Origin of the sequence: Achromobacter sp., from assembly GCF_032113835.1 — a bacterium.
Classification (GTDB): Bacteria; Pseudomonadota; Gammaproteobacteria; order Burkholderiales; family Burkholderiaceae_B; genus Achromobacter.
Window position 1 is genome coordinate 1 of sequence record NZ_DAMCTG010000086.1, and the last position, 22,984, is coordinate 22,984.

Below are 22,984 nucleotides of genomic sequence, written 5' to 3' on the forward strand. Positions count from 1 at the left end.
CCCGCTTCCAGTTGGCGAACGTGCTGTCAGCCGTGCTTTGGATGCCGTTGATGCTGGCGCCGGGCTACATCACCGCGCGCAGCCTGGGCGCGGCGCAGAACGCACAGCAGATCGCCATGATGATCGGCGCGGGGCTCTCGGTTTTGCTAGGATGCGGGCTTCTCCTCGCCATGGTGCGCAAGCGCCGCCAACCGGTGCGCGTGCGGCGGGGCAATTGATCCGGAGAGCGTCATGGCCATCGATGCCGAGCCCAAGAACGGCGATTTCGCGCGCTATATCGAAGAGTTGACCAACGCGAAAGGCGCTTCGCCGGGCCGCATCGCCAGCCGGCGCGAAGCGCGCAGGCAGACGGCGCCGGTTGCCGTGCCAATGCCCGTGGCCGTACCGCCCTCCCCGACGCCCGGCTCGCTGTCGGACGCGCCCTGGGGCAACACCGGATCTTCGTCATCACGTTCGCGCACCGCAACGCAGGCGCCTCTGGCGACGTTCCCGGGCCAGCCCGACGAGGCGAACATCACGCTCGCCCGGCAGGCACGGTCGCGCAAGATCGGCGCCGTACTGACGGTGGCCGGCATCATGGCGGGTTGGGCCGCGGCCAACATCGCTTTCCGCGCGTTTCACAGCCCCCGGTTCGAACTGGACGAACTGATGCCCGCCGTGTTCCTGGCGTTTTTTGCCTTCATGCTGTTCAAGGCGGCCAGCAGCGCGCGCAACCCGCGCAAATCGCCGCTGAACAAGCTGCCGCCTCTGACCCAGTCGTCATACCGCAAGGACGGCGCCTGAATCGCCGGGGCGTGGCCGACTGGCGTTGGTGCTAACATTTCCGGCCATTGAACCAGCCCCCTCCCGGAGTGAAAGTGAACAACGTAGTCGGATTGAACCAGGCCCAGGCGGCCACGATGCTGAAGCTGCAAGGCCATCTGAACAGCATGATCAATCCGGACTGGGTCAACGGCGGCGCCCGCTTCCTGCGCGCCGCATTCGTTGAATCGGCCGAAGCCCTGGAACACTACGGCTGGAAGTGGTGGAAGAAGCAGACCATCGACCTGCCGCAGGTCCAGATGGAACTGGTCGACATCCTGCACTTCTACCTGTCGCACACGATTGTCCAGGCGGGCGGCGACGTCGAAGCCGCTGCGCGCGCGCTGGTCGCCGACTTGGCCACGCCGGCGACGGTCGCGCTGGACGGCAAGACCTATGCCCTGGACACGCTGAACGTGCCGGAATTGCTCGAGCTGATCGGCGGGCTGGCCGTTTGCGGCCGGGCCAGCTTCAAGGTCCTTGAGCAGACGATGACCGCCTGCGAGATGACCTGGAACGATGCCTACACGCAGTACGTGTCCAAGAACGTGCTGAACATCTTCCGCCAGCAGCACGGCTACAAGGAAGGCACCTACATCAAGATCTGGAACGGCGAGGAAGACAACGTCGTGCTGGCGCGCCTGCTGTCGCAGCAGGATCCCGCCAGCGCGGACTTCGCCGACGTGCTGCATCGCGAGCTGGAAGCCGCGTACGCCAAGCTATAAGCTGCATGGCCGGTGACGGCAAGGGCGGCCTGCAAAACGTCGACACGACAAGCTGCCCGCAAAAGTCTGACGAAAAAACGCCGCATCGCGGCGTTTTTTCATTGGTCTTGCCTGACAGCCTACCGCTGCCCGAAGCGCGTCTCGCCAAACAACGCCTTCAACTCGCGCGGCTGCGACCGCCAGTATTGCTTCGGCGCGCTGACCTGACCGTCCAGCTCCGCCGCCGCGTGCCACGGCCAGCGCGGGTCGTACAGCATGCCGCGCGCCAGCGCGACCATGTCGGCCTTGCCCTGCGCCAGGATGTCCTCGGCCTGCTGAGCCTCGGTAATCAGGCCCACCGTAATGGTCGGCATGCCGATGCGGCGCTTGATCTCTTCGGCGAACGGGACCTGGTAATTCGGCCCCACCGGGATCTTCTGCTGCGGCGACACGCCGCCGCTGGACACGTCGATGAACTCACAGCCGCGCGCCTTCAGCGCCTCGGCGAACACCAGGGTCTGTTCAAGATCCCAGCCGCCCTCCACCCAGTCGGTCGCCGACACGCGCACGCCCAGCGCCACGGACGGCGGCGTGATCTCGCGCAGCGCCTGGAAGATTTCCAGCGGAAAGCGCATGCGGTTTTCCAAGGATCCGCCGTACGCGTCGTCGCGCTGATTCGACAGGGGCGACAGGAACTGATGCAGCAGATAGCCGTGCGCGGCGTGCACCTCGATGGCGTCAAAACCCAGGCGCAGCGCGCGGCGGGCGCTGTCGACGAATGCACTGCGGATGCGTTCAAGACCCGCATCGTCCAGCGCATGCGGTGCGGGTTCGTGCGCGTTGTGCGGCACGGCCGACGGCGCCCAGCCCAGCCAGCCGCCTTCGCTTTCGGGCACCAGTTGGCCGCCGTTCCAGGGCGCATCGCTGGATGCCTTGCGGCCGGCATGTCCCAATTGGATGCCCAGCTTAATGGGCGAATAGCGGCGCACGGCGGCAACCACCTTGCCCAGTGCGGCCTCGGTCTCGTCGGACCACAGGCCGAGGTCTCCGGGAGAGATGCGGCCATCGGCCTCGACCGCGGTGGCTTCGGTGAACAGCAACGCCGCGCCCGACAGCGCCAGGTGCCCCAAGTGGATCATGTGCCAGTCGGTGGCGCGGCCCTCTTCCGCCGAGTATTCGCACATGGGCGCGATGACGATGCGGTTGGGCAATTCGACGTTGCCGATTGACGTGGGGCTGAACAGATGGCTCATGCAGGGGGCTCCGGGTGCGTTGGACGACACAGCATAGCGCCCGGACATGCAAACGCCGCCAATCCCAACGCCCCCGGCAGGGTTAACTACTGCCCTTCGATCACCGAATCCAGGAACTGGCGCGTGCGCGCTTCCTTGGGCTGGCTGAACAGCACCGACGATTCCGCGTCCTCGACGATGTTGCCCTGGTCAAAGAACAGCGTGCGGTCCGAGCTGCGTTCGGCGAACTTCATCTGGTGCGTGACGATGATCATCGTCATGCTGCGGCGGGCGGACAGGTCGCGCAGGATCTGCAGGATCCCGCCGACCAGTTCCGGATCCAGCGCGGACGTGACTTCATCGAACAGCATGACCTGCGGACACATCGCCAGCGCGCGCGCGATGCCCACCCGCTGCTTCTGTCCGCCCGACAGCTGGGCCGGATAGACGTCCAGCTTGTCGCCCAGCCCCACCATCTCCAGATACTCGACGGCGCGATCGCGCGCCTGGTCGCGCGGCATGCCCAGCACGTGCAGCGGCGCCTCCATGGCGTTGCCCAGCGCCGTCATGTGCGGGAACAGGTTGAAGTGCTGGAACACCATGCCGATCTTGCCGCGCACGTTGCGCAGGTGTTCGGAGTTGACGCCGGCGGGGCGGCCCTGCGCGTCGGTCCACATGGGTTCGCCGTCGATCTCGATCTCGCCGCTGGTGGGCGGGTCCAGCGTCATCAGCACGCGCAGCAACGTGGACTTGCCCGAGCCCGACGGGCCGATGACGGCCACCGTCTGCCCGGCCGGAATCTCGAGGTTGATGCCGCGCAGGACTTCCACGTCTCCAAAACGCTTGTGCAGATTCTTGATGCTTACGCTGGCGCTCATCGCTTTCCTCCAAATCGTTGCAGGCGGGCCTCCAGGCCGCGCACGCCCCAGGCCGCGACCAGGCTCAGCGCCAGGAACAGCAGGCCCACCAGGGTCAGGGGTTCGGTGTACCGGAACGTCGCCGATCCGATCATCTTGCTTTGCTGCAGCAGCTCAACCACCGTGATGGCCGACAGCAGCGGGGTGTCCTTGAACATGGCCACCAGGTAGTTGCCCAGCGCGGGCACCACGGGCGGGATCGCCTGCGGCAGCACCACGCCCACCGCCGTACGCCAGCGCGACATGTTCAATGCCGTGGCGGCTTCCCATTGGCCGCGCGGCACGGCCTCGATGCCGGCGCGGTAGACCTCGGCGCAGTAGGTGGCATAGTGCAGGCCCAGCGCCACGATCCCCGTCATCAGCGGCGACATCTGCGCCCCCGTCAACGGCAGGACGTAGAACAGGAAATACATCTGCACCAGCAGCGGCGTGCTGCGCACGAACTCGATGAAGAACGCCGTGGGCAGCGACACGATGCGCAGTCTGGATCGGCGAAGCATCGCAAGCACCAGGCCCAACGTGACCGCGACCAGCATGCCGAGCACGGTGGCCTGGATGGTGATGACGAGCGCCGAGCCCAGCGTGGGCAGGATTTCCAGTGCGAAAGACCAGTCGAATATCGGTGTCATCGGACTCGGACCCTCCGCTCAAGCAGGCGCACGCCCGCGGTGATCAGCAGCGCCACACCGAAGTACATCAGCAGCATCAGCGTGAAGATTTCGGTCGTGCGCAGGGTTTCGCTGCGCAGCAACTGGCCGCGGAAGGTCAGGTCGGTGATGGTGATCAGCGACACCAGCGCGGTGTTCTTCAACAGCTCGATGAGCAGGTTTCCCGCCGGCGGCAACATGGCGGGCACCGCTTGCGGCAGCACGATGCGCTGCATGATCTGGCGGCGCGTGAGGTTCAGCGCCACGCCGGCTTCACGCTGACCGGGTGGAACGGCCCGGATGGCGCCGCGCACCACTTCCGCACCGTACGCGCCCGCGTTCAGCGCCAGCACCAGGATGCCGACCAGCATGGCCGGCAGCTGAACCCCAAAGAGCGGCAGCACGAAGTAGAACCAGAAGAGCTGCACCAGGGCGGACGTGCCGCGAAAGACCTCGACGTAGACCGAGGCCGTCCACCGCACCGGCCGCAGGGAAGACAGGCGCCCGATCCCGGACAGCAGCGCAAGCGGCACCGCCAGGACCACCGCGCCCGCCATGATCTGGAGCGTGACGGCCAGCCCCTCGAGCAGGGGCGGCACCAGCTCCGCGATATGTTCAGACATCAGCTGCATCGGCGCCCCTTACTGTCCGCTGCAGAGCTTGTCCGCGGTCACCCCTTGGGGCAGTTCATCGGCGGTAAAGCCGAACGGCGCCACCAGCTGCTTGTGTTCGTCGGTGCCGATGAATTTAGCGAGTTCGGCGTTGAACGCGTCCGCGAAGGCCTTGTCGTCCGTGCGGAAGGCATAAGCGCCGTAACCGCGCACGCCCTTGCCGTCGATGACCGGATCGGTGAACGGATCGGCCTTCTCCAGCCCGCTGCCCTCCTGCGTCTTGCCCATCAAGTCATTGACGGTGAGCGCGGTGGCAGCATAGGCGTCGGCCCGGCCGGCCTGCACGCCGGACAGCGCGCTGACGGCATCCGGGAACACGACCACCTGGCCGGCCGGGATCTTGACCTTTTCGGCGTACTCGCCCTCGATCGCGCCGACCACGACGCCCAGCTTGGCGTCCGGGTTCTTGAGCACGTCTTCGTAGCTATGGAGATTCTTGGGATTGCCCTGCTTGACCAGGAACGCTTCGCCGACGCCATACGTCGGATTGGAAAACGCAACCTGCTGGCAACGGCTGGGCGTGACGTACATGCCGGCCGCGATGATGTCGAAGCGTTTGGCGGCCAGACCGGGGATCAGCGATCCAAACTCGGTCAGCACGCCTTCGACTTCGTTGATGCCCATGCGCTTGAGCACGACGCGGGCGATTTCCACGGATTCCCCGGTGACCTTGGCCTCTTTGCTATCCATGTACGCAAACGGCGCCTCGTTGGCATAGCCGATGCGAATCTTGCCCGCCGTTTTGGCCGCTTCCAGGGTGCTGGCGTTGCTGGCGGCCGCGCCGCCCCCGGCCGCGGACTTGTCGCCGCCCGAGTCCGAACATGCGGCGAGCACGCCCAGGCTAAGTGCCAGCAACAGTCGTCTGGATTGGATGAGGGTCATGAATGATTTCTCCCGAATTTATTTCTAGGTGCATGGCTTCACTAAAAATAATACGCTAAGAAATGATTCGGACACGAATGATATAGGCATGAAAAAGCAGGCCTAAGCCTGCTTTTGGCGTCCGTTGCCCTATGGAGCGTTAGGACACGTTACGAACGGTACAGAGATATGGCACCAATTATTCGGCGTAGGAAAAGCGCCCGTTTTTGACCGTGCCCATCACGCGGGCACGCTCGTCAAACCCCTGGTGATTGTCCTTGGTGATGTTCAGCACGCCGTTCGGCACGATCAGATCACGGGTGTTTTCCAGCGCGTCGCGCAGCGCCAGGCGAAATTCCGGCGTGCCGGGCTTGGCGCCGGTTTTCAGGGCGCGCGACACGGCCGAGTCCAGCAGCATATATGCGCCGTAGGCGTCGCCAGCGAACTGCGTCAGCGTGTTCGGACCATATTGCTGTTCATACTTGTCGGCGAATTCCACGGCCACCTTCTTGACCGGGTTGGAATCGGGCAGCTCGCGCGCCACGACGCCCGGACCCGTGGGGAACAGCGTCCCTTCCACGTCCTTGCCGCCCACCTGCAGGAACTCCAGCGTGCCGATGCCGTGCGTCTGGTAGACGGCGCCGGTGAAACCGCGCTCCAGCAGCGTCTTTTGCGGCAGCGCCGCCGGCGTGCCCGAGCCGGCAATCAGCACCGCGTCGGGCTTGGCGGCAATGACCTTGAGCACCTGCCCGACGACCGAGGCGTCGGTGCGCTGGAAACGTTCCTGCGCGACGATCTTCAGGTCCGAGCCGGCGGCGGCCGAAAACTCTTTCCACCAGCTATCGCCGTACGAATCCGCAAAGCCGATGAAGGCCACGTTCTTCAGGCCTTTTTTCTTCATGTCCTCGACCAGCACGGTCGCCATGAGCGAGTCGTTCTGCGGCATCTTGAAGGCCCAGGTGCGCTTGGGATCCGACTGCGGCTCGACGATGACGCTGGACGCCGCCAGCGCGATCATCGGCGTCTTGGTCTCGGCCAGCACGTCCAGTCCGGCCAAGGCAGACGCCGTAATGTTGGGACCGACGATGGCGTCGACCTTGTCTTCGGACGTCAGCTTGCGCATGTTCTTGACCGCGCGGCTCACGTCCGTGCCGTCGTCCAGCACCACGTAGCGCGCCGGTTCGCCGCCCAGGGTGTTGGGCCACAGCCGGATCGCGTTGTTGGTCTGGATGCCGATGGCGGCGGCGGGGCCCGTGGTGGACACGTCCACGCCGATCACGATTTCGGCTTGAGCGGACAGGACGGGAACGGCCAGCGCGACAGCGCAGGCGTAGCGGGCAAGGATGCGAGGCATGACTACGGCTCTTGGGAAGAAGTGAAGGAGATGGCGCTATTTTGCCTGATGCGACATGACCGCCACTTGATGCGGTCGGCCCATTGCCATCGCCTGGTGCGTGGCGGGTGTGCGGAGCCGGCATGCCGTTACATCGGCTTGCCGTTGCGTACCGGCGTTTTCCGCAACGGCTGGGGTAGCGGGCCGTATCATCGACGGTGCCGCCTGAGGCAAGGCGCGCCGTCCGCGGGACGGCGCCTCTCCCACCCAGAACGCGCCGCGAGCGGCCGCGTTCCCACACAGGAGTCCTGTATGAAGAAAACCGCATCCGCCGCCTGGTCGGGCGATCTGAAGACTGGCAAAGGCACGATTTCCACGCAGAGCGGCGCGCTCAAGAGCCAACCCTACGGCTTCAATACCCGTTTCGGCGATACGCCGGGCACCAACCCCGAAGAGCTGCTGGGCGCCGCGCACGCCGGCTGCTTCACCATGGCGCTGTCCAACATCCTTTCCGAGGCCGGCCTGGTCGCGGACAGCCTGGACACCAAGGCCGAAGTCACGCTGGACAAAGTCGATGACGGCTTTTCCATCACCGCCGTCCACCTGACCGTCGAAGCCGTCATCCCGGGCGCCTCCGCCCAGGCTTTCGAAGAAGCCGCGCGCAAGGCCGAAAAGGGCTGCCCGGTTTCCAAGGTGCTGAACGCCAAGATCTCCATGGACGCCAAGCTCAAGTCCTGATCTCCGCGGGCGATCCGGCTTCCAAACGGGGGCCGGATCATTGGCGCGCCCTATCCCGGGCGTGGCCAAAATCAATTTGACGGTGCAATGTCGCCTCCGGACAATGAGAACCATTCTCAGGAGCGACGCATGACCGGATTCATCTACGCGATTTCAGGCGGCAATGCCGCCTTGGCGCAGGACGCGCGGATTTCCGCCAACCTGCGCCGCATGGTCGGGTCCGGCATTTTGGTAGCCGTCGGCTACATCGACCCGGGCAACTGGGCCACCGACATCGCCGGCGGCAGCGGCTTCGGCTATGGCCTGCTGATGGTCGTCATCACGTCGGCCTTTCTGGCCCTTGGCTTTCAGGTGCTCGTATCGCGCCTGGCCCTGGCAACCGGCCAGGATCTGGCCACCCTCACCGCCCGCCACCTGTCGCCCCGTCTGGCCAAAGCCGCCTGGCTGGCCGGCGAGGCCGCCATTCTGGCGACCGCGCTGGCCGAACTGATCGGCGGCGCGATTGCGCTGCGCCTGCTGTTCAACCTGCCGCTGATCGCCGGCGTTGCGGTCACGGGCATCGGCACCTTTGCCGTGCTGGCCTTGACGCGCGGCAACGCCGACCGCCATGAACGCGTGATTGCCCTGCTGCTGTCAGTGGTGGCGCTGTCGTTCGTGTTTTTGCTGTTCAAGGCCAATCCGGCCTGGACGGAAGTGGCGCACGGCGTGACCGAGACCGGCAAGGCGCTGCGCGATCCGCAGGGGTTCCTGATTGCGCTGGGGATTCTTGGCGCGACGCTAATGCCCCACAACCTGTACCTGCATTCCGGCACGCTGGCGCAGCGGGCGCAGGGCTTGCCCCCGCAGGCGCGCGGCATGGCGATGCGCGTGGCGCGCAACGACACCATCGTGTCATTGGGCGTGGCGATGCTGATCAACGCGGCCATCATGATCGTCGCTGCCGCGTCGCTGTCCGGTTCCGGCATGGTGGTGTCCAGCCTGGACGACGCGCATGCGGTGATCGGCCACACGTTGGGGATCGGCGCAGCGGTGGTGTTTGCCGTGGCCCTGTATGCAGCCGGGCAAAGCTCCACCATCACGGGCGTGCTGGCTGGCCGCATCCTGTCGCAGGGATTCCAGGTGGGCAGCAACTGGTCGGACCGCCGCCGGGCGCTGATGACGCGTGTGGTGGCGGGCGTCGCCGCCGTCGGCCTGCTGGCGTTCACAGGTGGCAAGGATCCGGACGGGTTGCTGGTGCTGAGCCAGGTCATCCTGAGCCTGGCGTTGCCCTTCGCGCTGGGACCGCTGGTGGTGCTGGCGTGCCGCAAGCCGTTGATGGGCGCCTATGTGCTGCGCGGCGCGTGGGCCTGGGCCGCCATCGGCGCCACGGTGGGCATCATCGTGCTGGACGGCTACCTGCTGCTGGACCTCGTCGCCTGACCGCGCCACGCCGCGCTTTGCGGCGGACAAAAAAAAACGCCAGCGATCAAAGCTGGCGTTTTTTCTAGCGGGGGACTTCAGTGGTAGGCGGAGACTACCGGGTGCTGACGACGGCCGGCGTCCATATTGTGCAGGACCTCGCCGACGGCACCGCCCAGTGCGGCCATACGCAGCTTCAGGCGCAACCAGCGCGAGCCAGCATAAGGACCAGACAGGGTTTCCGCCTTGATGGCCTCGCGGATCAGGGACCGCTCCAGCGCATCCGACATACGGGCATTTTTCAACGCGGTATCGCTCATGATTCTCTCCTTGAGAAAAGCGATGTGGAACAACGTGAAGCCATCTTAGATCCACGTATGCTGCGTTGCAATAAAAATAACAAACATTTTTTTCGGCGTTGCGCAATGGGGACAAACACCACCAAAACGGTGCGCGCCGCACAGGGTTACGCACCGCTTTTGTGCGGGCGCCCTAGCCCGGATGGCGGGGCAGATGCGCCTGAATCAGCTTGTCGGCCATCGCAGCCACCCTGCCCGCCGGCCCGCCTTCACCAAAAAGCTGGCTGGAGACGAAGGCGCCCTCGATCAACAGCAGCAGTCCGTCGGCCAACGCTTCCGGGTCCTCCGCCCCCATCCCGGCAGCCATGGCGTTCAGCCGGCGGCGCAGTTCGCGCTTGTGCTCCACGGCGACGGCGCGGGCGGGATGTTCCGATTCCGGGTACTCGACCGCCGCGTTCGTCAGCCCGCAACCGCGATAACCGTTCTGCACCGCGCGGCCGGCCATGCCGGTCAGATAGTCGAGCAACTGGGCGCGCGGGTCGCCGGGATGCGCGGCGCAGGCGGCGTCAAAGCGTGCCCAGAATTCGGCGTCGTAGTCCCGCAGGTATGCGGCGGCCAATTCGTCCTTCGAGGAAAAGCTGCGGTACAAGCTGGGCTTGGTCACGCCCGCCTGGGTGACGATGGCGTCCACGCCCACCGCGCGGATGCCGTCGCGGTAGAACATCTCGCGGGCGGTCTTGCGGATGCGGTCGGCCGCCAGAAGCGGCTTGGACGCGGATTTGCCGGTCTTGCTGTCGCTGTCGGCGGCGGGAGAAGTCTTGCTGGCCATACGGGGCTCCTTTTCTGCGGGACGACATGCATGGTCGCTCCGGAAACAGGGTCGCCAAAAAACGCTTGACGATGTTACTGACCGGTACGTACTATGCGCCAATCCCAATACGTACCGGTCAGTAACATGAGTATAGCCCAGCCTCCCTTCCCTTTCCGCCGCGCCGGCCAGAAGTATGCGTTCGTGGTCGTCGGCGTGATTTTTCTGTCTCTGCTGGTCGCGGCCGGCCTGAGGTCTTCGCCCAGTGTGCTGCTGGTGCCGCTGGAAGAAACGTTTGGATGGAGCCGCAGCTCCATTTCGTTTGCCGCGGCGCTGGGCATTTTTCTATACGGCTTGGTGGGTCCGTTTGCGGCCGCCGCGATGGAACGCTTTGGGCTGCGGCGGGTGCTGATCACTGCGCTGATCCTGATGTCGGCTTCCAGCGCCGTCAGCGCGTACATGACCGAGCCCTGGCACCTGCTCATGACCTGGGGCGTGTTCTCAGGTCTCAGTTCGGGCGCCGTGGCGATCGTCATGGGCGCCACGGTGGTCAACCGCTGGTTCGTCAAGCACCGCGGACTGATGATGGGCCTGCTGACCGCCAGCGCCGCCACCGGCACGCTCATTTTTCTGCCGGTCCTGGCCGCGCTGGCCTCGTCCGGCGATTGGACGCGCGTGGTCTGGACGGTGGCGGGCGCCGCAGCCGCGCTGGTGCCGCTGGCGTGGTGGCTGGTGCCCGATCGTCCCTCCAGCGTGGGCCTAGTGCCGTTCGGCAGCGATCCGCACGCGCCGCCCGCGCCCGCCGCCCCGCGCACCGGCATGGTGGCCGCCACGTTCGGCACGCTGGCGCGCGCGGCCAAGACCCGCACGTTCTGGTATCTGTTCGCCACCTTCTTTGTGTGCGGATTCACCACGAACGGACTGGTCGGCACGCACCTGATCGCGCTCTGCGGCGACCACGGCATGCCCGAGGTGCAGGCAGCCGGATTGCTCGCCATGATGGGCATCTTTGACCTGCTCGGCACCACGGCATCCGGGTGGCTGACCGACCGCTACGACCCGCGCAAGCTGCTCTTCGTCTACTACGCGTTGCGCGGCCTGTCGCTGATGTACCTGCCCTACTCCGACTTCTCGTTCTACAGCCTGTCGATCTTCGCAATCTTCTTCGGCCTGGACTGGATCGCCACGGTGCCGCCGACGCTGCGCCTGACGACGGAAGCGTTCGGCGAACGCGACGCATCCATTGTCTTCGGGTGGATCGTGGCGGGCCACCAGATGGGTGCGGCCAGCGCCGCCTGGATGGCGGGCGCGCTGCGCGAGGCGCAGGGCAACTACCAGATGGCCTTCGTGGTGTCGGGCGCGACGGGCATCATCGCCGCCGTGCTTGCCCTGATGATCGGCAGAAAGCGCGTGGTCGCGCAGCCCGCCTGATTCCCAACCGCATGGCGGCGCCCGCCGCCATGCCATCAGGCCGCGCCGTTTCCGGTCCGGCCGCGCAGGTTGTAGGCCTTCTTGCCGCCGACATGCTTGCGGATCAGCGCTTCGGCGCGTTCGCCATCGCGCGCCAACAGCGCCTGCACGAAGGCCTCGTGGTCCGCCACCGCCGTCGTCCATTCATCCAGGTCGAAATTGGATTTGTAGCGCAACGCCTGCACCTGCAGGTTCAACCGGTCGTAGGAATGTGACAGCGCCGGATTGTGCGCGGCGCGATTGATTGCGATGTGCGTGCCCATGCTGGCCGCGAAGTACGCGCGGATATCGCGTTTCTCATAGTTTTCAAGCATCTGCGCATGCAGACGCGCGATCTGGGCAAGCTCCGCCTCGGACGCGCGCTCGGCGGCACTGCGCACCGCCAGCCCCTCCAGCACCGACAGCACGTCGAAGATGTTTTCGATGTCTTCGGCAGACAGTTCGATCACCATCGCCCCGCGCTTGGGCTGCAAGGTCACCAGACCATCCGAGGCCAGCATCCGGTACGCCTCACGCAGCGGCGTGCGGGAAATCTTCAGTTGATCGCACAGATCCCGTTCGTTCAGCCAGGTGCCCGGCTTGAGGGTGCCGTCGATGATCAATTGGCGAAGGCGCTCCGCCACGACCGCCGGCAAGGTGGGATGGTGGATGGCCAAATCGGGGACGGACACGTCGGCAATCAGGGTTTCAGGGTTAGCCATGGGTTGTTCATGCTCGCGACTTCGACTATTTTTTGTATCTGGTATACCAAACACCAACGGCATACCAACCTGACCCAAATCATAGAGCAAGCAGCCCCTGGGCAGGCCTCATCCACCAAAGGAGACCCTATGAAAAAGCATGCTCGCGCCTGGATCGGCGTACTGACGCTGTCCGCCGGACTCTCGGCCGCCAGCCCCGCCCTGGCGCAGGACTACTCGAAATGGCCGGAACGTCCCATTCGCCTGGTTGTCGGGTTCGTCCCGGGCGGCGGCACCGACGTGTCGGCCCGGATTCTTTCCGCGCGACTGTCCACCCTGCTCGGCCAGCAGGTCGTGGTCGAGAACAAGCCGGGCGCCTCCGGGCTGATCGCGGCCGATTACGTGGTGAAGGCCGACCCTGACGGCTACACGCTGCTCCTGGCCAACATGCAATCCACTGTCGCCGCCCCCTATGTCGTGCAGTCCAACATCGACCCCAACAAGGATTTCACGGCGGTGCGGTACATCGGGTCCGTGCCCAACGTGCTGGTCGTGAACCCCACCAAGCATGCCTACACCACCGTGCAGAACCTGGTGGACGACGCCCGGGCCAAGCCCAAGCAACTGCTGTACGCCTCATCCGGCATGGGCAGTCCGCAGCACCTGAGCGCCGCGCGGTTTTCGCAGATTGCCGGCGTGTCCATGGAGCACGTGCCCTACAAAGGCAGCGGCCAGGCCATGACCGATCTGCTCGGCGGCAACGTGGACCTGAACTTCGACACGCTGCCCGGCGCGATCAACCAGATCCAGGCCGGCAAGCTGCGTCCGCTGGCCGTGACCAGCCCGGAACGCAGCAAGCGGTTGCCCGACGTCCCGACGCTGGCCGAATCCGGCATCAAAGGTCTGGACGTCGTGCAGTGGTACGCCGTCCTCGCGCCCGCCCAACTGCCCCGTCCGATCATGGACAAGCTGGATCGGGCGCTGGCCCAGACGCTTGCCGATTCCGAGATCGCGGCGAAGCTGGCCGACCAGGGCATGGACCTGGGCGGCGGTCCGCAAACCCCCGCGGCCTTCGCGTCCTACGTGCGGGATGAGTGGAGCAAGTACGGCAAGCTCACCGCCAGCCTGGGCCTGAAGAAGCAGTAAGCCCCGACGCTGGCCCGACCCATCCGGCGGGGCCCCGCCCCCGCGCATGCAAAAGGAACCTCATGACTGCTACCGCTACCCCCATCCTGCTCGAGCGCAACGGCGACATCGCGACCGTGGTGCTGAACCGGCCCGAAAAACTCAACGCGTTCACCATCGACAGTTGGCGGCTGCTGGGCGACACGTTTCTCGAACTGGACCGCGACGACGGCGTGCGCTGCGTGCTGCTGCGCGGCGCGGGCGAGAAGGCGTTCTCGCCCGGCAACGACATCGGCGAATTCGAGACCGCGCGCAGCAACAAGCGCCAGGCGGTGGAATACGGCGCCGTCATGCGCCGCACGATCGAGGCGATCGGCGGCTGCCGCCACCCGGTGGTCGCGCAGATCCACGGCATCTGCGTGGGCGGCGGGCTGGAGATCGCCAGCCTGGCCGACCTGCGCATCTGCGGCGAAAGCTCGCGGTTCGGCGTGCCCATCAAGAATCTGGGTCTCGTGATGTCGTACTCGGAGCTGGCGCCGCTGGTTCGGCTGGTCGGCCCGACCGTCGCGCTGCAGGTGCTGCTGGAAGGCAACATTTTCGACGCCGCTGAAGCCTTGCGCCTGGGCGTCGTCTCGCGCGTGGTGGCGGACGACAAGGTGGCCGACGAGGCGCAGGCGGCCGCACGCCGGATCGCCGATGGCGCGCCGCTGGTGGCCCGCTGGCACAAGAAATTCGTGCGCAATCTGGTGCAGGGCAAGACGCTGACGGACGCCGACCGCGACGAGGCTTTCGACTGCTTCGATACCGAAGACTTCCGCGCGGGCTATCGCGCCTTCCTGGCCAAGGCCAAGCCGCAATTTACCGGCCGCTGAACGAGAGATCGAGGAACCCGCATGCACAACGACACCCCCGGCTCCGGCCGCTCCCCCACCTCCACCGCCCCCGCCGGCGCGCTTGCCGGCATGCGCGTCATCGAGCTGTCCCAGATCATGGCCGGCCCCACCTGCGGCATGATGCTGGCCGACCTGGGGGCCGACGTCATCAAGGTCGAAAAGATCGACGGCGGCGACGATTCGCGCCAGTACCGCGACCCGCAGATCAACGGCATCTCGGCGCCCTACCTGATGCTCAACCGCAATAAGCGCGCCATCGCGCTGGACCTGAAGCACCCCGAGGGCAAGAAGGTCCTCTTGCGCATGATCCGCGACGCCGACGTGGTGACCGAGAACTTCCGCAAGGGCACGATGGAAAAGCTGGGGCTGGGCTACGAGACGCTGCGCAAGGAGAATCCGGGCCTGATCTATTGCGCCGTGTCCGGCTACGGCACGACGGGCCCCTTTGCGGACAAGGGCGGCTTCGATCTGGTGGCGCAGGGGTTTTCAGGCCTGATGGCCATCACCGGCGAGCCCGGCGGCCCGCCGCTGCGCACGGGCAATTCGGTCGCCGACATCAACGCGGGCCTGCTGGCGGCCTTCGGCGTGCTGGCCGCGTACCAGCACAAGCAGCGCACCGGCGAAGGCCAGATCGTCGAGACCTCGCTGCTGGAAGCCAGCCTGCAGCAGCTCTACTGGCACGCCGCCATCTATTTCGGCAGCGGCGTCTCGCCCGGCCCCACCGGGTCGGCACATGTGCTGAGCGCGCCCTACCAGGCGTTTCCTACCCGCTCCGACTGGATCATCATCGGCGGCGCCAACGAAAAGAACTGGCAGCGCATCGCGCAGGCGCTGGACCGGCCCGAGTGGGCGGAAGATCCGCGCTTTGCCCGCAACCGCGACCGCATGCAGAACCGCGATGAATTGGTGGAGGAAATCTCCGCCATCCTGAAGACCCGTGATGCGCAGGAATGGCTGGACATCTTCGACGACGCGGGTGTTCCGGCGGGCCCCGTGCACTCGATCGCGCAGGCGTTGTCGCACCCGCAGACGCTGGCGCGTGAAATGGTGGTGGAACAGGATCATCCCGTGGCCGGCAAGGTCCGCACCGTGGGCATGCCCGTGAAACTGTCGGCCACGCCCGCCCGCTACCATCGCGCCGCACCGCGGCTGGGCGAGGATTCCATCGCGATCCTGGGGGAATTCGGCTACGGCAAGGAAGAGATCGACGCGCTGATCGGCGCCGGGGTGGTCGCGGCCGTGGACCGTGAGCCGGTGCAGGCCTGAAGCTGAGGGAACGCAAGGCGGCAAGACCGCCTTGCGTCCGCCTGATTACTCCACTTCGCCCAGGTACGCCGCGCGCACTTTGGGATCGTGCAGCATGTCGCGCGCTGGGCCGGACAAGGTGATCTCGCCCGACTCCATCACGTAGCCGCGATGGCTGTTTTCCAGGGCCAGGCGCGCGTTCTGCTCGATGAGCAGGATCGTCACGCCTTCGCTGGCAATGGTGCGCACCACTTCGAACACCTTTTCCACCATCAAGGGCGCCAGGCCCATCGACGGTTCGTCCAGCAGCAGCAGCTTGGGACGCGCGATCATCGCGCGGCCCATCGCCACCATCTGCTGCTCGCCGCCCGACAGCGTGCCGGCGGCCTGCTTGCGGCGTTCGGCCAGACGCGGGAACAAGGTGAAGACGCGATCCGTATCCTGCCGGATCTGGGCCGCGTCGCGTCGGATGTAGCCGCCCATCGCCAGGTTTTCCTCGATGGTCAGCTGCCCGAAAATGCCTCGGCCCTCTGGCACCATGACCAGGCCCTTGCGGACCAGTTCATGCGACTTCTGGCCGCCGATGGATTGCCCGGCGTAGACGACTTCGCCGCCGGCCAGCGGCACCAGTCCGCAGATGGCGCGCAGCGTCGTGCTCTTGCCCGCGCCGTTGGCGCCGATCAGGCAGACCAGTTCGCCTTCGTCCACGCGCAGATCGATGCCGCGCACCGCGCGGATGCCGCCGTAGGACACTTGCAGGCCCCGCAGCTCGAGCAGGGGTTGGGATGCCGTCATGTTGCCTGGCCCTCGTTGTGGATCAGCGGATCCTGGGCAGCGCCGGCGCCCAGATACGCTTCAATGACCTTGGGATCGCGCTGCACCTGGGCGGGTTTGCCCATCGACAGCACCTTCCCGTACTCCAGCACCAGCACGCGATCGCACAGGCCCATGACGAGCTTCATGTCGTGTTCGATCAGCAGCACGGTGACGCCGTCCGCGCGGATCTTCTCGACCAGCTTGCGCAGCACCACCGTCTCCGACGCGTTCATGCCCGCGGCAGGTTCGTCCAGCGCCAGCAGCTTGGGATCCGTGGCCAGCGCACGCGCGATCTCCAGGCGCCGCTGGTCGCCATACGGCAACGACCGCGCTACGTCGTTGGCGCGATGCCCGATGCCGACGTAGTCCAGCAGTTCCTGCGCGCGCGCCTCGATGGCCGCCTCTTCGGCACGCGTCGCACGCGTGCGCAGCACCGCGCCCAGCACGCCGGCGCGGGTGCGCATGTGGCGGCCGATCATCACGTTTTCGATCGCGCTCAGGTTGGCGAACAGGCGGATGTTCTGGAAGGTGCGCGCCAGGCCCGCATACGCGACCTCGTGCGGCTTCTTGCCCGACATGGATTCGCCGTTGAACGTGCAGGTGCCTTCCTCGGGAATGTAGAGGCCCGTCAGCACGTTGAACAGCGTGGTCTTGCCCGCGCCGTTGGGGCCGATCAGGCCGTAGATCTCGCCCTGTTCGATATCGAAACTGACGTCCGACAAGGCCTGCAGGCCGCCGAATCGCTTGCCCAGTCCCTGGGCTTGCAGCAGTTTGCTCATGCCGCGCCTCCTTGGGTCTTGGTGGCAAGTTCGCGTTTGCGCACCGCCGATGGCCACAGGCCAGCCGGACGGAACAGCATCACGCACACCATCGCCAGGCCGAACAGCAGCATGCGGATGCCTTCCGGATCCAGCACGACTTCGCCGAACAGCATGTGCTGGACGGGCTCCACCACGGCGCGCAGAAACTCCGGCAAGGCCGCCAGGATCAGCGCGCCCAGGATGACGCCGGGAATGTGGCCCATGCCACCCAACACCACCATGCACAGGATCGAAATGGACTCCATGAGCGAGAAGCTTTCGGGGCTGACGAACCCCTGCATCGACGCGAACAGCGCGCCGGCCACGCCGCCGAACGACGCGCCCATTGCGAAGGCCAGCAGCTTGATATTGCGCGTGTTGATGCCCATCGCCTTGGCGGCGATTTCATCTTCGCGGATGGCTTCCCACGCGCGGCCGATGCGGGAATTCTGCAGCCGCACGCAGACCACGATGATGATCAGCGTCAGCGCGAGCAGCAGGTAGTAGTACTTTTCCGGCCCGGTGAAGCGGATGCCCATCAGGTTCTGCGTGCGGCCGAACACGAACTCGCCGACCTTGAAGGTGTCGATGCGGTTGATGCCCTGCGGCCCGTTGGTGATGTTGATGGGCGCGTTCAGATTGTTCAGGAAGATGCGGATGATCTCGCCGAACCCCAGCGTAACGATCGCCAGATAGTCGCCCCTTAACTTCAGTGTCGGCGCCCCCAGCAGCACGCCGAACAGGCACGCCACCGCCAACGCGATCGGCAGGATCGCCCAGAACGGCAGGTGCAGCCCGAAATGCGGCGACGCAAGCAATGCCCAGGTGTAGGCGCCCACCGCGTAGAACGCGATGTAGCCCAGGTCCAGCAGGCCCGCAAAGCCCACCACGATGTTCAGGCCCAGCGCCAGCATCACGTACAGCAGCGCGAAGTTCAGAATGCGGACCCAGCTTTGCCCCGCCATGCCGATCACGAACGGCAGCACGGCCAGCACGAGGCCGATCAGCGCGATGCCGATCAGGTTGCGGGTCGAGAACCCGCTTTTCTTCGTATGCGTGCTCATGCGCGATCCCCCACCCGTTCACCCAGGAGACCCGAGGGACGGAAGATCAACACCAGCACCAGCACGAAGAACGCAAACACATCCTGGTAATGGCTGCCCAGGAAACCGCCCGTCAGGTCGCCGATGTAGCCCGCGCCCAGCGATTCGATGATGCCCAGCAGCAGGCCGCCGGCCATCGCGCCAACCAGATTGCCGATGCCGCCCAGCACCGCGGCGGTGAACGCCTTCAGGCCCAGCATGAAGCCCATCGTGTATTGCGACACGCCGTAATACGTGGCGACCATCATGCCGGCGACGGCGGCAAGCGCCGAGCCGATCAGGAAGGCGGCCGAGATCACCGTGTTGATGTTCACGCCCATCAGGCCCGCGACCTCGCGGTTCTGCGCGGTGGCGCGCATCGCGGTGCCCAGCCGGGTCTTGTGCACGACGGCCAGCAGCCCGCCCATGATCAGCGCCGCGATCACGACGATGGCGATCTGCAGCGTGCTCATGCGCGCGCCGGCAAACTCGAACACCTGCGGCGACAGCACTTGCGGGAAGTTCAGGTAGTTGCGGCCCCAGGCCATCATCGCGACGTTCTGCAGGATGATGGACACGCCGATCGCGGTGATCAGCGCCGCCAGACGCGGCGCGCGGCGCAGCGGCCGGTACGCCACGCGTTCGGCCGTCCAGCCCACCGCCATGCACAGCGGCACGGAGACCAGCAGGCCCACGCCCAGCACCACGAAAGCCGAGGCGCCGGGATCGCCGCCCACCAGCGAAATGGCGACCGTGGTGGCCGCCATCGCGCCGATCATGACGACGTCGCCATGCGCGAAGTTGATCAGCCCGATGATGCCGTACACCATGGTGTAGCCAAGGGCGACCAGGGCGTACACGCTGCCGAGCGTGACGCCGTTAATCAGTTGTTGAATGAAGATATCCATAGGGGCCGCTGAATAAGCCTGGAAGAATCGCGCGGGGCGGCCAGGGCGCAAAGGCGTGGCCGCGCGTCGCGCGCCGCAGCGCCGGACGGCGCATGCGGACAAAGCGGGCGGATCGTGGCGCAGCCAGGTTCCGCCCTCGTTCAAGCCGGCTTAGTTAGCCTGGCTGACCATCGTTTCAACCATCTCCCACTTGCCGTTCTTGACTTCGTAGATGGTGACCGAGATTTCCTTCAGATCGCCCTTGTCGTCGTAGGAAATGTGCTCGCTCGTCGCGCCCTTGCGGTTCAGCTTGGCCAGCTTGGGCAGGTACTTTTCGGGGTCGGCGGAACCGGCTTCTTCGATGGCCGTGATCATGTTCCAGGCGCCGTCGTAGGCGTACGGCGCGTACACGCCGGGGGCCTTCTTGAAACGGGCCTGGTATTTTTGATCGAAGTCCTTGCCCGCGGCCATCTGGTCCAGCGGCACGCCGGCCAGCGAGGCGTAGGTGCCGTCGGCGGCGTCGCCGGCCAGCTTGATGAAGGTGTCGCTGCGGGTCATTTCGCCGGACACCAGCGGGGCCTTCAGGCCCAGCGTGGCGAGCTGGCGCTTCATCGGGCCGGACTGCGCGTCCAGGCCGCCGTAGAAGATGGCGTCAGGCGCGGAACCCTTGATGTTGGTCAGGATGGCCGTGAAGTCGTTGGCCTTGTCAGTGGTGTATTCGCGGCGCACAACTTGGCCGCCCGCGGCCTTGACGGCCTTCTCGACTTCGTCGGCCAGGCCTTGGCCGTAAGCGGTGCGGTCGTCAATGATCGCGACCTTCTTGGCCTTCAGGTTCTGCACGATGAACTTGCCGACCGCGGCGCCCTGCTGGGTGTCGCTGGTCATCATGCGGAACGTGGTTTCGTAGCCCTGCTTGGTGTATTCGGGCGAGGTCGCCATGGCGATCTGCGGCAGGCCGGCTTCGTGGTAGACGCGCGAAGCGGGAATCGTGGTGCCCGAGTTGAAGTGGCCGAGGATGCCCACGACGTCCTGGTCGACGAGCTGCTGGGCGACCTGCACGCCCACGCGCGGATCAGCCTGGTCGTCGCGCGACACCAGCACGAACTTGGCGGTCTCGCCGTCAATCTTGATGCCCTTCTTGTTCGCTTCTTCGAGGGCCAGGTTCAGCCCGTTCTGCATGTCCTCGCCGTAGTGCGACTGGGGACCGGTCAGCGGGGCTGCAAAGCCGAACTTGACGTCGGCGGCCTGCACGGCGGCCGTCATGCCGGCGGCGGCGATGCTTGCAGCGAGAAGCTTCAAAGTGGTGCGGAACTTCATGGGGAATCCTCCGATATATCGGACTAAGGCCTTGTTATACCTGAGCTTTTAGCCAGGCTTTTGGTTTTTTACTACCGCGGGCCCAGTGATGGCCGGGTCCCGCGCATGCATTTTCTGCAGAGCCTGAATGCCGGATTGCGGCAGCCAGACCAGAGGTGCGACCGGATTTTCGTTCCAGTGCAACCTAGCCCGATATTGGAGATAACCCTCAGTTTCCCGAGGGTTACCCCTGGTCACGCTTAACCGATGGTCATGAGGCTGGCGTTGCCGCCTGCGGCCGCCGTGTTGACGCTGACGGAACGCTCGGTCAGAAGGCGTTCCGGCACGTAGCTGGCGCCCGCCGCCAAGGCGTCGGAGGTCAGGCCATGCACCGCCAGGATGGGGCCGGGACGCCGCGCGATGCGCTGGTTCAGCGCCTTGAGCGCATCGCCGTCGCCTTCGAACAACACGGCCTGGTAGTCCGCCTCGTCAACGTCCGCGTCCGAAAGGATGCCTGCCTGGCCCTGCTGGTCGGCGTCCAGCGTCGCCAGCAGCGCCTGCGCCGCCGGCGTGTCCGCAAACCAGGCATGGTTGCCGGTCAGCCGGGCCACGGACCATTGCGCCCGCGCGCCCGCCTCGGTGGCGGCCACGCAGTACACGGCGCCGCGCGGCTCGACCATATAGGTGTTGGTCTCGCCCGTCGGGCCGGGCAGCGCGATGCGCTGCGGCAGCGGCGCCGCGGCGTCCAGCGCCGGCGGCAGTCCTGCGGGGCGCGTACCCAGCAGGCGGTACATGTACAGCGGACCGCCCGCCTTCGGACCCGTGCCCGACAGCGCTTCGCCGCCGAACGGCTGCACGCCCACCACGGCGCCCACGATGTTGCGGTTGACGTAGACATTGCCGGCGTGGACCTGGCCGGTCACGTGGGCGATGGTTTCGTCAATACGCGTATGCACGCCGAACGTCAGCCCGTAACCCGTGCCGTTGACGGCGTCGAGCAGCGCGTCGAGTTCGTCGCGCTTGTAGCGCACCACGTGCAGGACCGGCCCGAAGACTTCACGGGTCAGCTCGCTGACGTTGTCGATCTCGATGATGGTCGGCGGCACGAAGGTGCCATGGCGGCATTCGCCGTTCAATTCGACCTGGTCGATGCGATGCCCGGCCGTGCGCATGGTTTCGATGTGGCGCTGGATGCCGTTGCGGGCTTCGGTGTCGATCACGGGACCCACGTCAACCGACAGGCGATCCGGGTTGCCGACGGCCAGCTCGCGCATTGCGCCGCGCAGCATCGTCAGCACGTGATCCGCATTGTCTTCCTGCACGCACAGCACGCGCAGAGCCGAGCAGCGCTGGCCGGCCGAATCGAAGGCCGAACTGAGCACGTCGAACACGACCTGCTCGGACAAGGCCGACGAGTCCACCACCATGGCGTTCTGGCCGCCGGTTTCCGCGATCAGCGGGATGGTGTGGCCGTCATCGTCCAGGCGGTCTGCCAGGGTGCGGGCGATGATGCGCGCGACATCGGTCGAGCCCGTGAACATCACGCCGCGCACGCCAGGATTGGCCACCAGTTGCGCGCCGATGGTTTCACCGCGGCCCGGCAGCAACTGCACGGCGCCGGCGGGCACGCCGGCCGCGCGCAGGATGGCCACGGCTTGCGCCGCGATCAGCGGGGTCTGCTCGGCCGGCTTGGCCAGCACGGTGTTGCCCGCCGCCAGCGCGGCGGCGACTTGCCCGGTAAAGATGGCCAACGGGAAGTTCCACGGGCTGATGCACAGCACGGTGCCCAGCGGACGGTGCGTGTCGTTGCTGAATTCCTGCTCGGCCTGGTCGGCGTAGTAACGCAGGAAGTCCACGGCCTCGCGCACTTCCGCGATGGCGTTGGGCAGCGACTTGCCGGCTTCGCGCACGATGAGGCCCAGCAGGGTCTGCATCTGCTCTTCCAGCAGCTGGGCGGCGCGGCGCAGGCACTGGGCGCGCTCGGCCACGGGGGTGGACTGCCAGATCGGCGCGGCATTGGCCGCCGAACGCAGCGCGACTTCGACGTCGCCGGATTGGGCCTCGATGACATGACCCACCACGTCACGCAGATTGGCGGGGTTGCGCACTTCGATGGCGCGCGAGGCATCCCAGGCCTCGCCGTCTTCGCCCAGCATGGGTCCGGCGCGCCACGGCGTGCCGGCGCTGGCAAGCAGCGCGGCGGACAGCGAGCCCAGTCGATGTTCGTTGCTGAGATCCAGGCCGGCCGAGTTGGCGCGGGCGCCGTCCTGCGGATTGCCAT

General features: G+C 66.1%; 23 protein-coding genes and 1 pseudogene. 9 read left to right on the plus strand and 15 right to left on the minus strand.

What is annotated here, in order from left to right:
• The 3 genes and pseudogenes from RT697_RS22415 to RT697_RS22425 all read left to right on the plus strand — a co-directional run.
• A pseudogene (locus RT697_RS22415) lies at window positions 1–218 on the plus strand (hypothetical protein); the annotation flags it as partial.
• A gap of 13 nt (window positions 219–231) precedes the next feature.
• Complete coding sequence (locus RT697_RS22420; protein ID WP_313701862.1) at window positions 232–783, plus strand: hypothetical protein; 552 nt, start codon at window positions 232–234, stop codon at window positions 781–783.
• A gap of 92 nt (window positions 784–875) precedes the next feature.
• Window positions 876–1,526 (plus strand): dUTPase, encoded by a 651-nt coding sequence (locus tag RT697_RS22425; RefSeq protein ID WP_313701887.1) that lies wholly within the window; start codon window positions 876–878, stop codon window positions 1,524–1,526.
• Window positions 1,527–1,645: 119 nt separating this feature from the next.
• Here the strand turns inward: RT697_RS22425 and RT697_RS22430 are convergent, their stop codons facing one another.
• From RT697_RS22430 to RT697_RS22455, 6 genes are all read right to left on the minus strand, one after another.
• The gene (locus RT697_RS22430) at window positions 1,646–2,758 is read right to left on the minus strand and encodes an NADH:flavin oxidoreductase/NADH oxidase (RefSeq protein ID WP_313701863.1); all 1,113 of its coding nucleotides are present in this window, start codon (window positions 2,756–2,758) and stop codon (window positions 1,646–1,648) included.
• An 86-nt stretch (window positions 2,759–2,844) separates the two neighbouring features.
• A complete protein-coding gene (gene ehuA / locus RT697_RS22435) occupies window positions 2,845–3,615 on the minus strand; it encodes an ectoine/hydroxyectoine ABC transporter ATP-binding protein EhuA (RefSeq protein ID WP_105239461.1) in 771 nt (256 codons plus the stop codon).
• A complete protein-coding gene (ehuD, locus tag RT697_RS22440) occupies window positions 3,612–4,283 on the minus strand; it encodes an ectoine/hydroxyectoine ABC transporter permease subunit EhuD (RefSeq protein ID WP_105239462.1) in 672 nt (223 codons plus the stop codon). Before ehuD ends, ehuA begins: the two co-directional genes overlap by 4 nt.
• Window positions 4,280–4,933: an ectoine/hydroxyectoine ABC transporter permease subunit EhuC gene (gene ehuC / locus RT697_RS22445; protein WP_312428550.1), complete on the minus strand. Its 654-nt coding sequence runs from the start codon at window positions 4,931–4,933 to the stop codon at window positions 4,280–4,282. The genes ehuD and ehuC overlap by 4 nt, the downstream gene beginning before the upstream one ends.
• Window positions 4,934–4,942: 9 nt before the next feature.
• A complete protein-coding gene (ehuB, locus tag RT697_RS22450) occupies window positions 4,943–5,854 on the minus strand; it encodes an ectoine/hydroxyectoine ABC transporter substrate-binding protein EhuB (protein ID WP_313701865.1) in 912 nt (303 codons plus the stop codon).
• Window positions 5,855–6,032: 178 nt separating this feature from the next.
• Entirely contained in the window at window positions 6,033–7,187 is a 1,155-nt protein-coding gene (locus RT697_RS22455) for an ABC transporter substrate-binding protein (protein WP_313701867.1), read from the minus strand.
• 291 nt (window positions 7,188–7,478) lie between these two features.
• Between RT697_RS22455 and RT697_RS22460 the strand changes: the two genes are divergently transcribed.
• Window positions 7,479–7,904, plus strand: a complete 426-nt coding sequence (locus RT697_RS22460; protein WP_105239466.1) for an OsmC family protein — start codon at window positions 7,479–7,481, stop codon at window positions 7,902–7,904.
• Between the two features lie 129 nt (window positions 7,905–8,033).
• Window positions 8,034–9,323 (plus strand): Nramp family divalent metal transporter, encoded by a 1,290-nt coding sequence (locus RT697_RS22465; RefSeq protein WP_313701869.1) that lies wholly within the window; start codon window positions 8,034–8,036, stop codon window positions 9,321–9,323.
• Window positions 9,324–9,400: 77 nt separating this feature from the next.
• On the opposite strand, the gene RT697_RS22470 is transcribed toward RT697_RS22465, so the two are convergent.
• Together RT697_RS22470 and RT697_RS22475 are read right to left on the minus strand one after the other, a co-directional pair.
• On the minus strand, window positions 9,401–9,622 hold the full coding sequence (locus RT697_RS22470; protein WP_312428572.1) for an XRE family transcriptional regulator: 222 nt from the start codon (window positions 9,620–9,622) through the stop codon (window positions 9,401–9,403).
• A 172-nt stretch (window positions 9,623–9,794) separates the two neighbouring features.
• Window positions 9,795–10,430: a TetR/AcrR family transcriptional regulator gene (locus RT697_RS22475; RefSeq protein WP_313701871.1), complete on the minus strand. Its 636-nt coding sequence runs from the start codon at window positions 10,428–10,430 to the stop codon at window positions 9,795–9,797.
• Window positions 10,431–10,556: 126 nt separating this feature from the next.
• On the opposite strand from RT697_RS22475, the gene RT697_RS22480 reads away from it, so the two are divergent.
• On the plus strand, window positions 10,557–11,840 hold the full coding sequence (locus tag RT697_RS22480) for an MFS transporter (protein WP_313701873.1): 1,284 nt from the start codon (window positions 10,557–10,559) through the stop codon (window positions 11,838–11,840).
• 35 nt (window positions 11,841–11,875) lie between these two features.
• Here the strand turns inward: RT697_RS22480 and RT697_RS22485 are convergent, their stop codons facing one another.
• The gene (locus tag RT697_RS22485) at window positions 11,876–12,580 is read right to left on the minus strand and encodes a GntR family transcriptional regulator (protein WP_313701875.1); all 705 of its coding nucleotides are present in this window, start codon (window positions 12,578–12,580) and stop codon (window positions 11,876–11,878) included.
• A 129-nt stretch (window positions 12,581–12,709) separates the two neighbouring features.
• Between RT697_RS22485 and RT697_RS22490 the strand changes: the two genes are divergently transcribed.
• The 3 genes from RT697_RS22490 to RT697_RS22500 all read left to right on the plus strand — a co-directional run bounded on the left by RT697_RS22490 (window position 12,710) and on the right by RT697_RS22500 (window position 15,843).
• Window positions 12,710–13,705 (plus strand): tripartite tricarboxylate transporter substrate binding protein, encoded by a 996-nt coding sequence (locus RT697_RS22490; protein ID WP_313701876.1) that lies wholly within the window; start codon window positions 12,710–12,712, stop codon window positions 13,703–13,705.
• 62 nt (window positions 13,706–13,767) lie between these two features.
• Window positions 13,768–14,556, plus strand: coding sequence for an enoyl-CoA hydratase/isomerase family protein (locus RT697_RS22495; protein ID WP_218344735.1), 789 nt, complete (start codon window positions 13,768–13,770; stop codon window positions 14,554–14,556).
• A 21-nt stretch (window positions 14,557–14,577) separates the two neighbouring features.
• Complete coding sequence (locus tag RT697_RS22500; protein WP_313701878.1) at window positions 14,578–15,843, plus strand: CoA transferase; 1,266 nt, start codon at window positions 14,578–14,580, stop codon at window positions 15,841–15,843.
• Between the two features lie 45 nt (window positions 15,844–15,888).
• Here the strand turns inward: RT697_RS22500 and RT697_RS22505 are convergent, their stop codons facing one another.
• The 6 genes from RT697_RS22505 to RT697_RS22530 all read right to left on the minus strand — a co-directional run.
• Window positions 15,889–16,617: an ABC transporter ATP-binding protein gene (locus RT697_RS22505; RefSeq protein WP_218344733.1), complete on the minus strand. Its 729-nt coding sequence runs from the start codon at window positions 16,615–16,617 to the stop codon at window positions 15,889–15,891.
• On the minus strand, window positions 16,614–17,417 hold the full coding sequence (locus RT697_RS22510) for an ABC transporter ATP-binding protein (RefSeq protein WP_313701880.1): 804 nt from the start codon (window positions 17,415–17,417) through the stop codon (window positions 16,614–16,616). Before RT697_RS22510 ends, RT697_RS22505 begins: the two co-directional genes overlap by 4 nt.
• Window positions 17,414–18,502: an ABC transporter permease subunit gene (locus tag RT697_RS22515; RefSeq protein WP_313701882.1), complete on the minus strand. Its 1,089-nt coding sequence runs from the start codon at window positions 18,500–18,502 to the stop codon at window positions 17,414–17,416. Before RT697_RS22515 ends, RT697_RS22510 begins: the two co-directional genes overlap by 4 nt.
• Window positions 18,499–19,428 (minus strand): branched-chain amino acid ABC transporter permease, encoded by a 930-nt coding sequence (locus RT697_RS22520; RefSeq protein WP_312428589.1) that lies wholly within the window; start codon window positions 19,426–19,428, stop codon window positions 18,499–18,501. Before RT697_RS22520 ends, RT697_RS22515 begins: the two co-directional genes overlap by 4 nt.
• A 150-nt stretch (window positions 19,429–19,578) precedes the next feature.
• On the minus strand, window positions 19,579–20,724 hold the full coding sequence (locus tag RT697_RS22525; protein ID WP_313701884.1) for a branched-chain amino acid ABC transporter substrate-binding protein: 1,146 nt from the start codon (window positions 20,722–20,724) through the stop codon (window positions 19,579–19,581).
• Between the two features lie 239 nt (window positions 20,725–20,963).
• The coding region (locus RT697_RS22530) for an L-glutamate gamma-semialdehyde dehydrogenase (RefSeq protein ID WP_313701885.1) at window positions 20,964–22,984 on the minus strand (2,021 nt) is incomplete at its 5' end.

What these genes read in the sequence shown, in the direction of transcription:
- RT697_RS22420 (WP_313701862.1), top strand. Translation starts at nt 232, where the DNA reads ATGGCCATCGATGCCGAGCCCAAGAACGGCGATTTCGCGCGCTATATC.
- RT697_RS22430 (WP_313701863.1), bottom strand. Translation starts at nt 2,758, where the DNA reads ATGAGCCATCTGTTCAGCCCCACGTCAATCGGCAACGTCGAATTGCCC.
- ehuA (WP_105239461.1), bottom strand. Translation starts at nt 3,615, where the DNA reads ATGAGCGCCAGCGTAAGCATCAAGAATCTGCACAAGCGTTTTGGAGAC.
- ehuD (WP_105239462.1), bottom strand. Translation starts at nt 4,283, where the DNA reads ATGACACCGATATTCGACTGGTCTTTCGCACTGGAAATCCTGCCCACG.
- ehuC (WP_312428550.1), bottom strand. Translation starts at nt 4,933, where the DNA reads ATGCAGCTGATGTCTGAACATATCGCGGAGCTGGTGCCGCCCCTGCTC.
- ehuB (WP_313701865.1), bottom strand. Translation starts at nt 5,854, where the DNA reads ATGACCCTCATCCAATCCAGACGACTGTTGCTGGCACTTAGCCTGGGC.
- RT697_RS22455 (WP_313701867.1), bottom strand. Translation starts at nt 7,187, where the DNA reads ATGCCTCGCATCCTTGCCCGCTACGCCTGCGCTGTCGCGCTGGCCGTT.
- RT697_RS22460 (WP_105239466.1), top strand. Translation starts at nt 7,479, where the DNA reads ATGAAGAAAACCGCATCCGCCGCCTGGTCGGGCGATCTGAAGACTGGC.
- RT697_RS22465 (WP_313701869.1), top strand. Translation starts at nt 8,034, where the DNA reads ATGACCGGATTCATCTACGCGATTTCAGGCGGCAATGCCGCCTTGGCG.
- RT697_RS22470 (WP_312428572.1), bottom strand. Translation starts at nt 9,622, where the DNA reads ATGAGCGATACCGCGTTGAAAAATGCCCGTATGTCGGATGCGCTGGAG.
- RT697_RS22475 (WP_313701871.1), bottom strand. Translation starts at nt 10,430, where the DNA reads ATGGCCAGCAAGACTTCTCCCGCCGCCGACAGCGACAGCAAGACCGGC.
- RT697_RS22480 (WP_313701873.1), top strand. Translation starts at nt 10,557, where the DNA reads ATGAGTATAGCCCAGCCTCCCTTCCCTTTCCGCCGCGCCGGCCAGAAG.
- RT697_RS22485 (WP_313701875.1), bottom strand. Translation starts at nt 12,580, where the DNA reads ATGGCTAACCCTGAAACCCTGATTGCCGACGTGTCCGTCCCCGATTTG.
- RT697_RS22490 (WP_313701876.1), top strand. Translation starts at nt 12,710, where the DNA reads ATGAAAAAGCATGCTCGCGCCTGGATCGGCGTACTGACGCTGTCCGCC.
- RT697_RS22495 (WP_218344735.1), top strand. Translation starts at nt 13,768, where the DNA reads ATGACTGCTACCGCTACCCCCATCCTGCTCGAGCGCAACGGCGACATC.
- RT697_RS22500 (WP_313701878.1), top strand. Translation starts at nt 14,578, where the DNA reads ATGCACAACGACACCCCCGGCTCCGGCCGCTCCCCCACCTCCACCGCC.
- RT697_RS22505 (WP_218344733.1), bottom strand. Translation starts at nt 16,617, where the DNA reads ATGACGGCATCCCAACCCCTGCTCGAGCTGCGGGGCCTGCAAGTGTCC.
- RT697_RS22510 (WP_313701880.1), bottom strand. Translation starts at nt 17,417, where the DNA reads ATGAGCAAACTGCTGCAAGCCCAGGGACTGGGCAAGCGATTCGGCGGC.
- RT697_RS22515 (WP_313701882.1), bottom strand. Translation starts at nt 18,502, where the DNA reads ATGAGCACGCATACGAAGAAAAGCGGGTTCTCGACCCGCAACCTGATC.
- RT697_RS22520 (WP_312428589.1), bottom strand. Translation starts at nt 19,428, where the DNA reads ATGGATATCTTCATTCAACAACTGATTAACGGCGTCACGCTCGGCAGC.
- RT697_RS22525 (WP_313701884.1), bottom strand. Translation starts at nt 20,724, where the DNA reads ATGAAGTTCCGCACCACTTTGAAGCTTCTCGCTGCAAGCATCGCCGCC.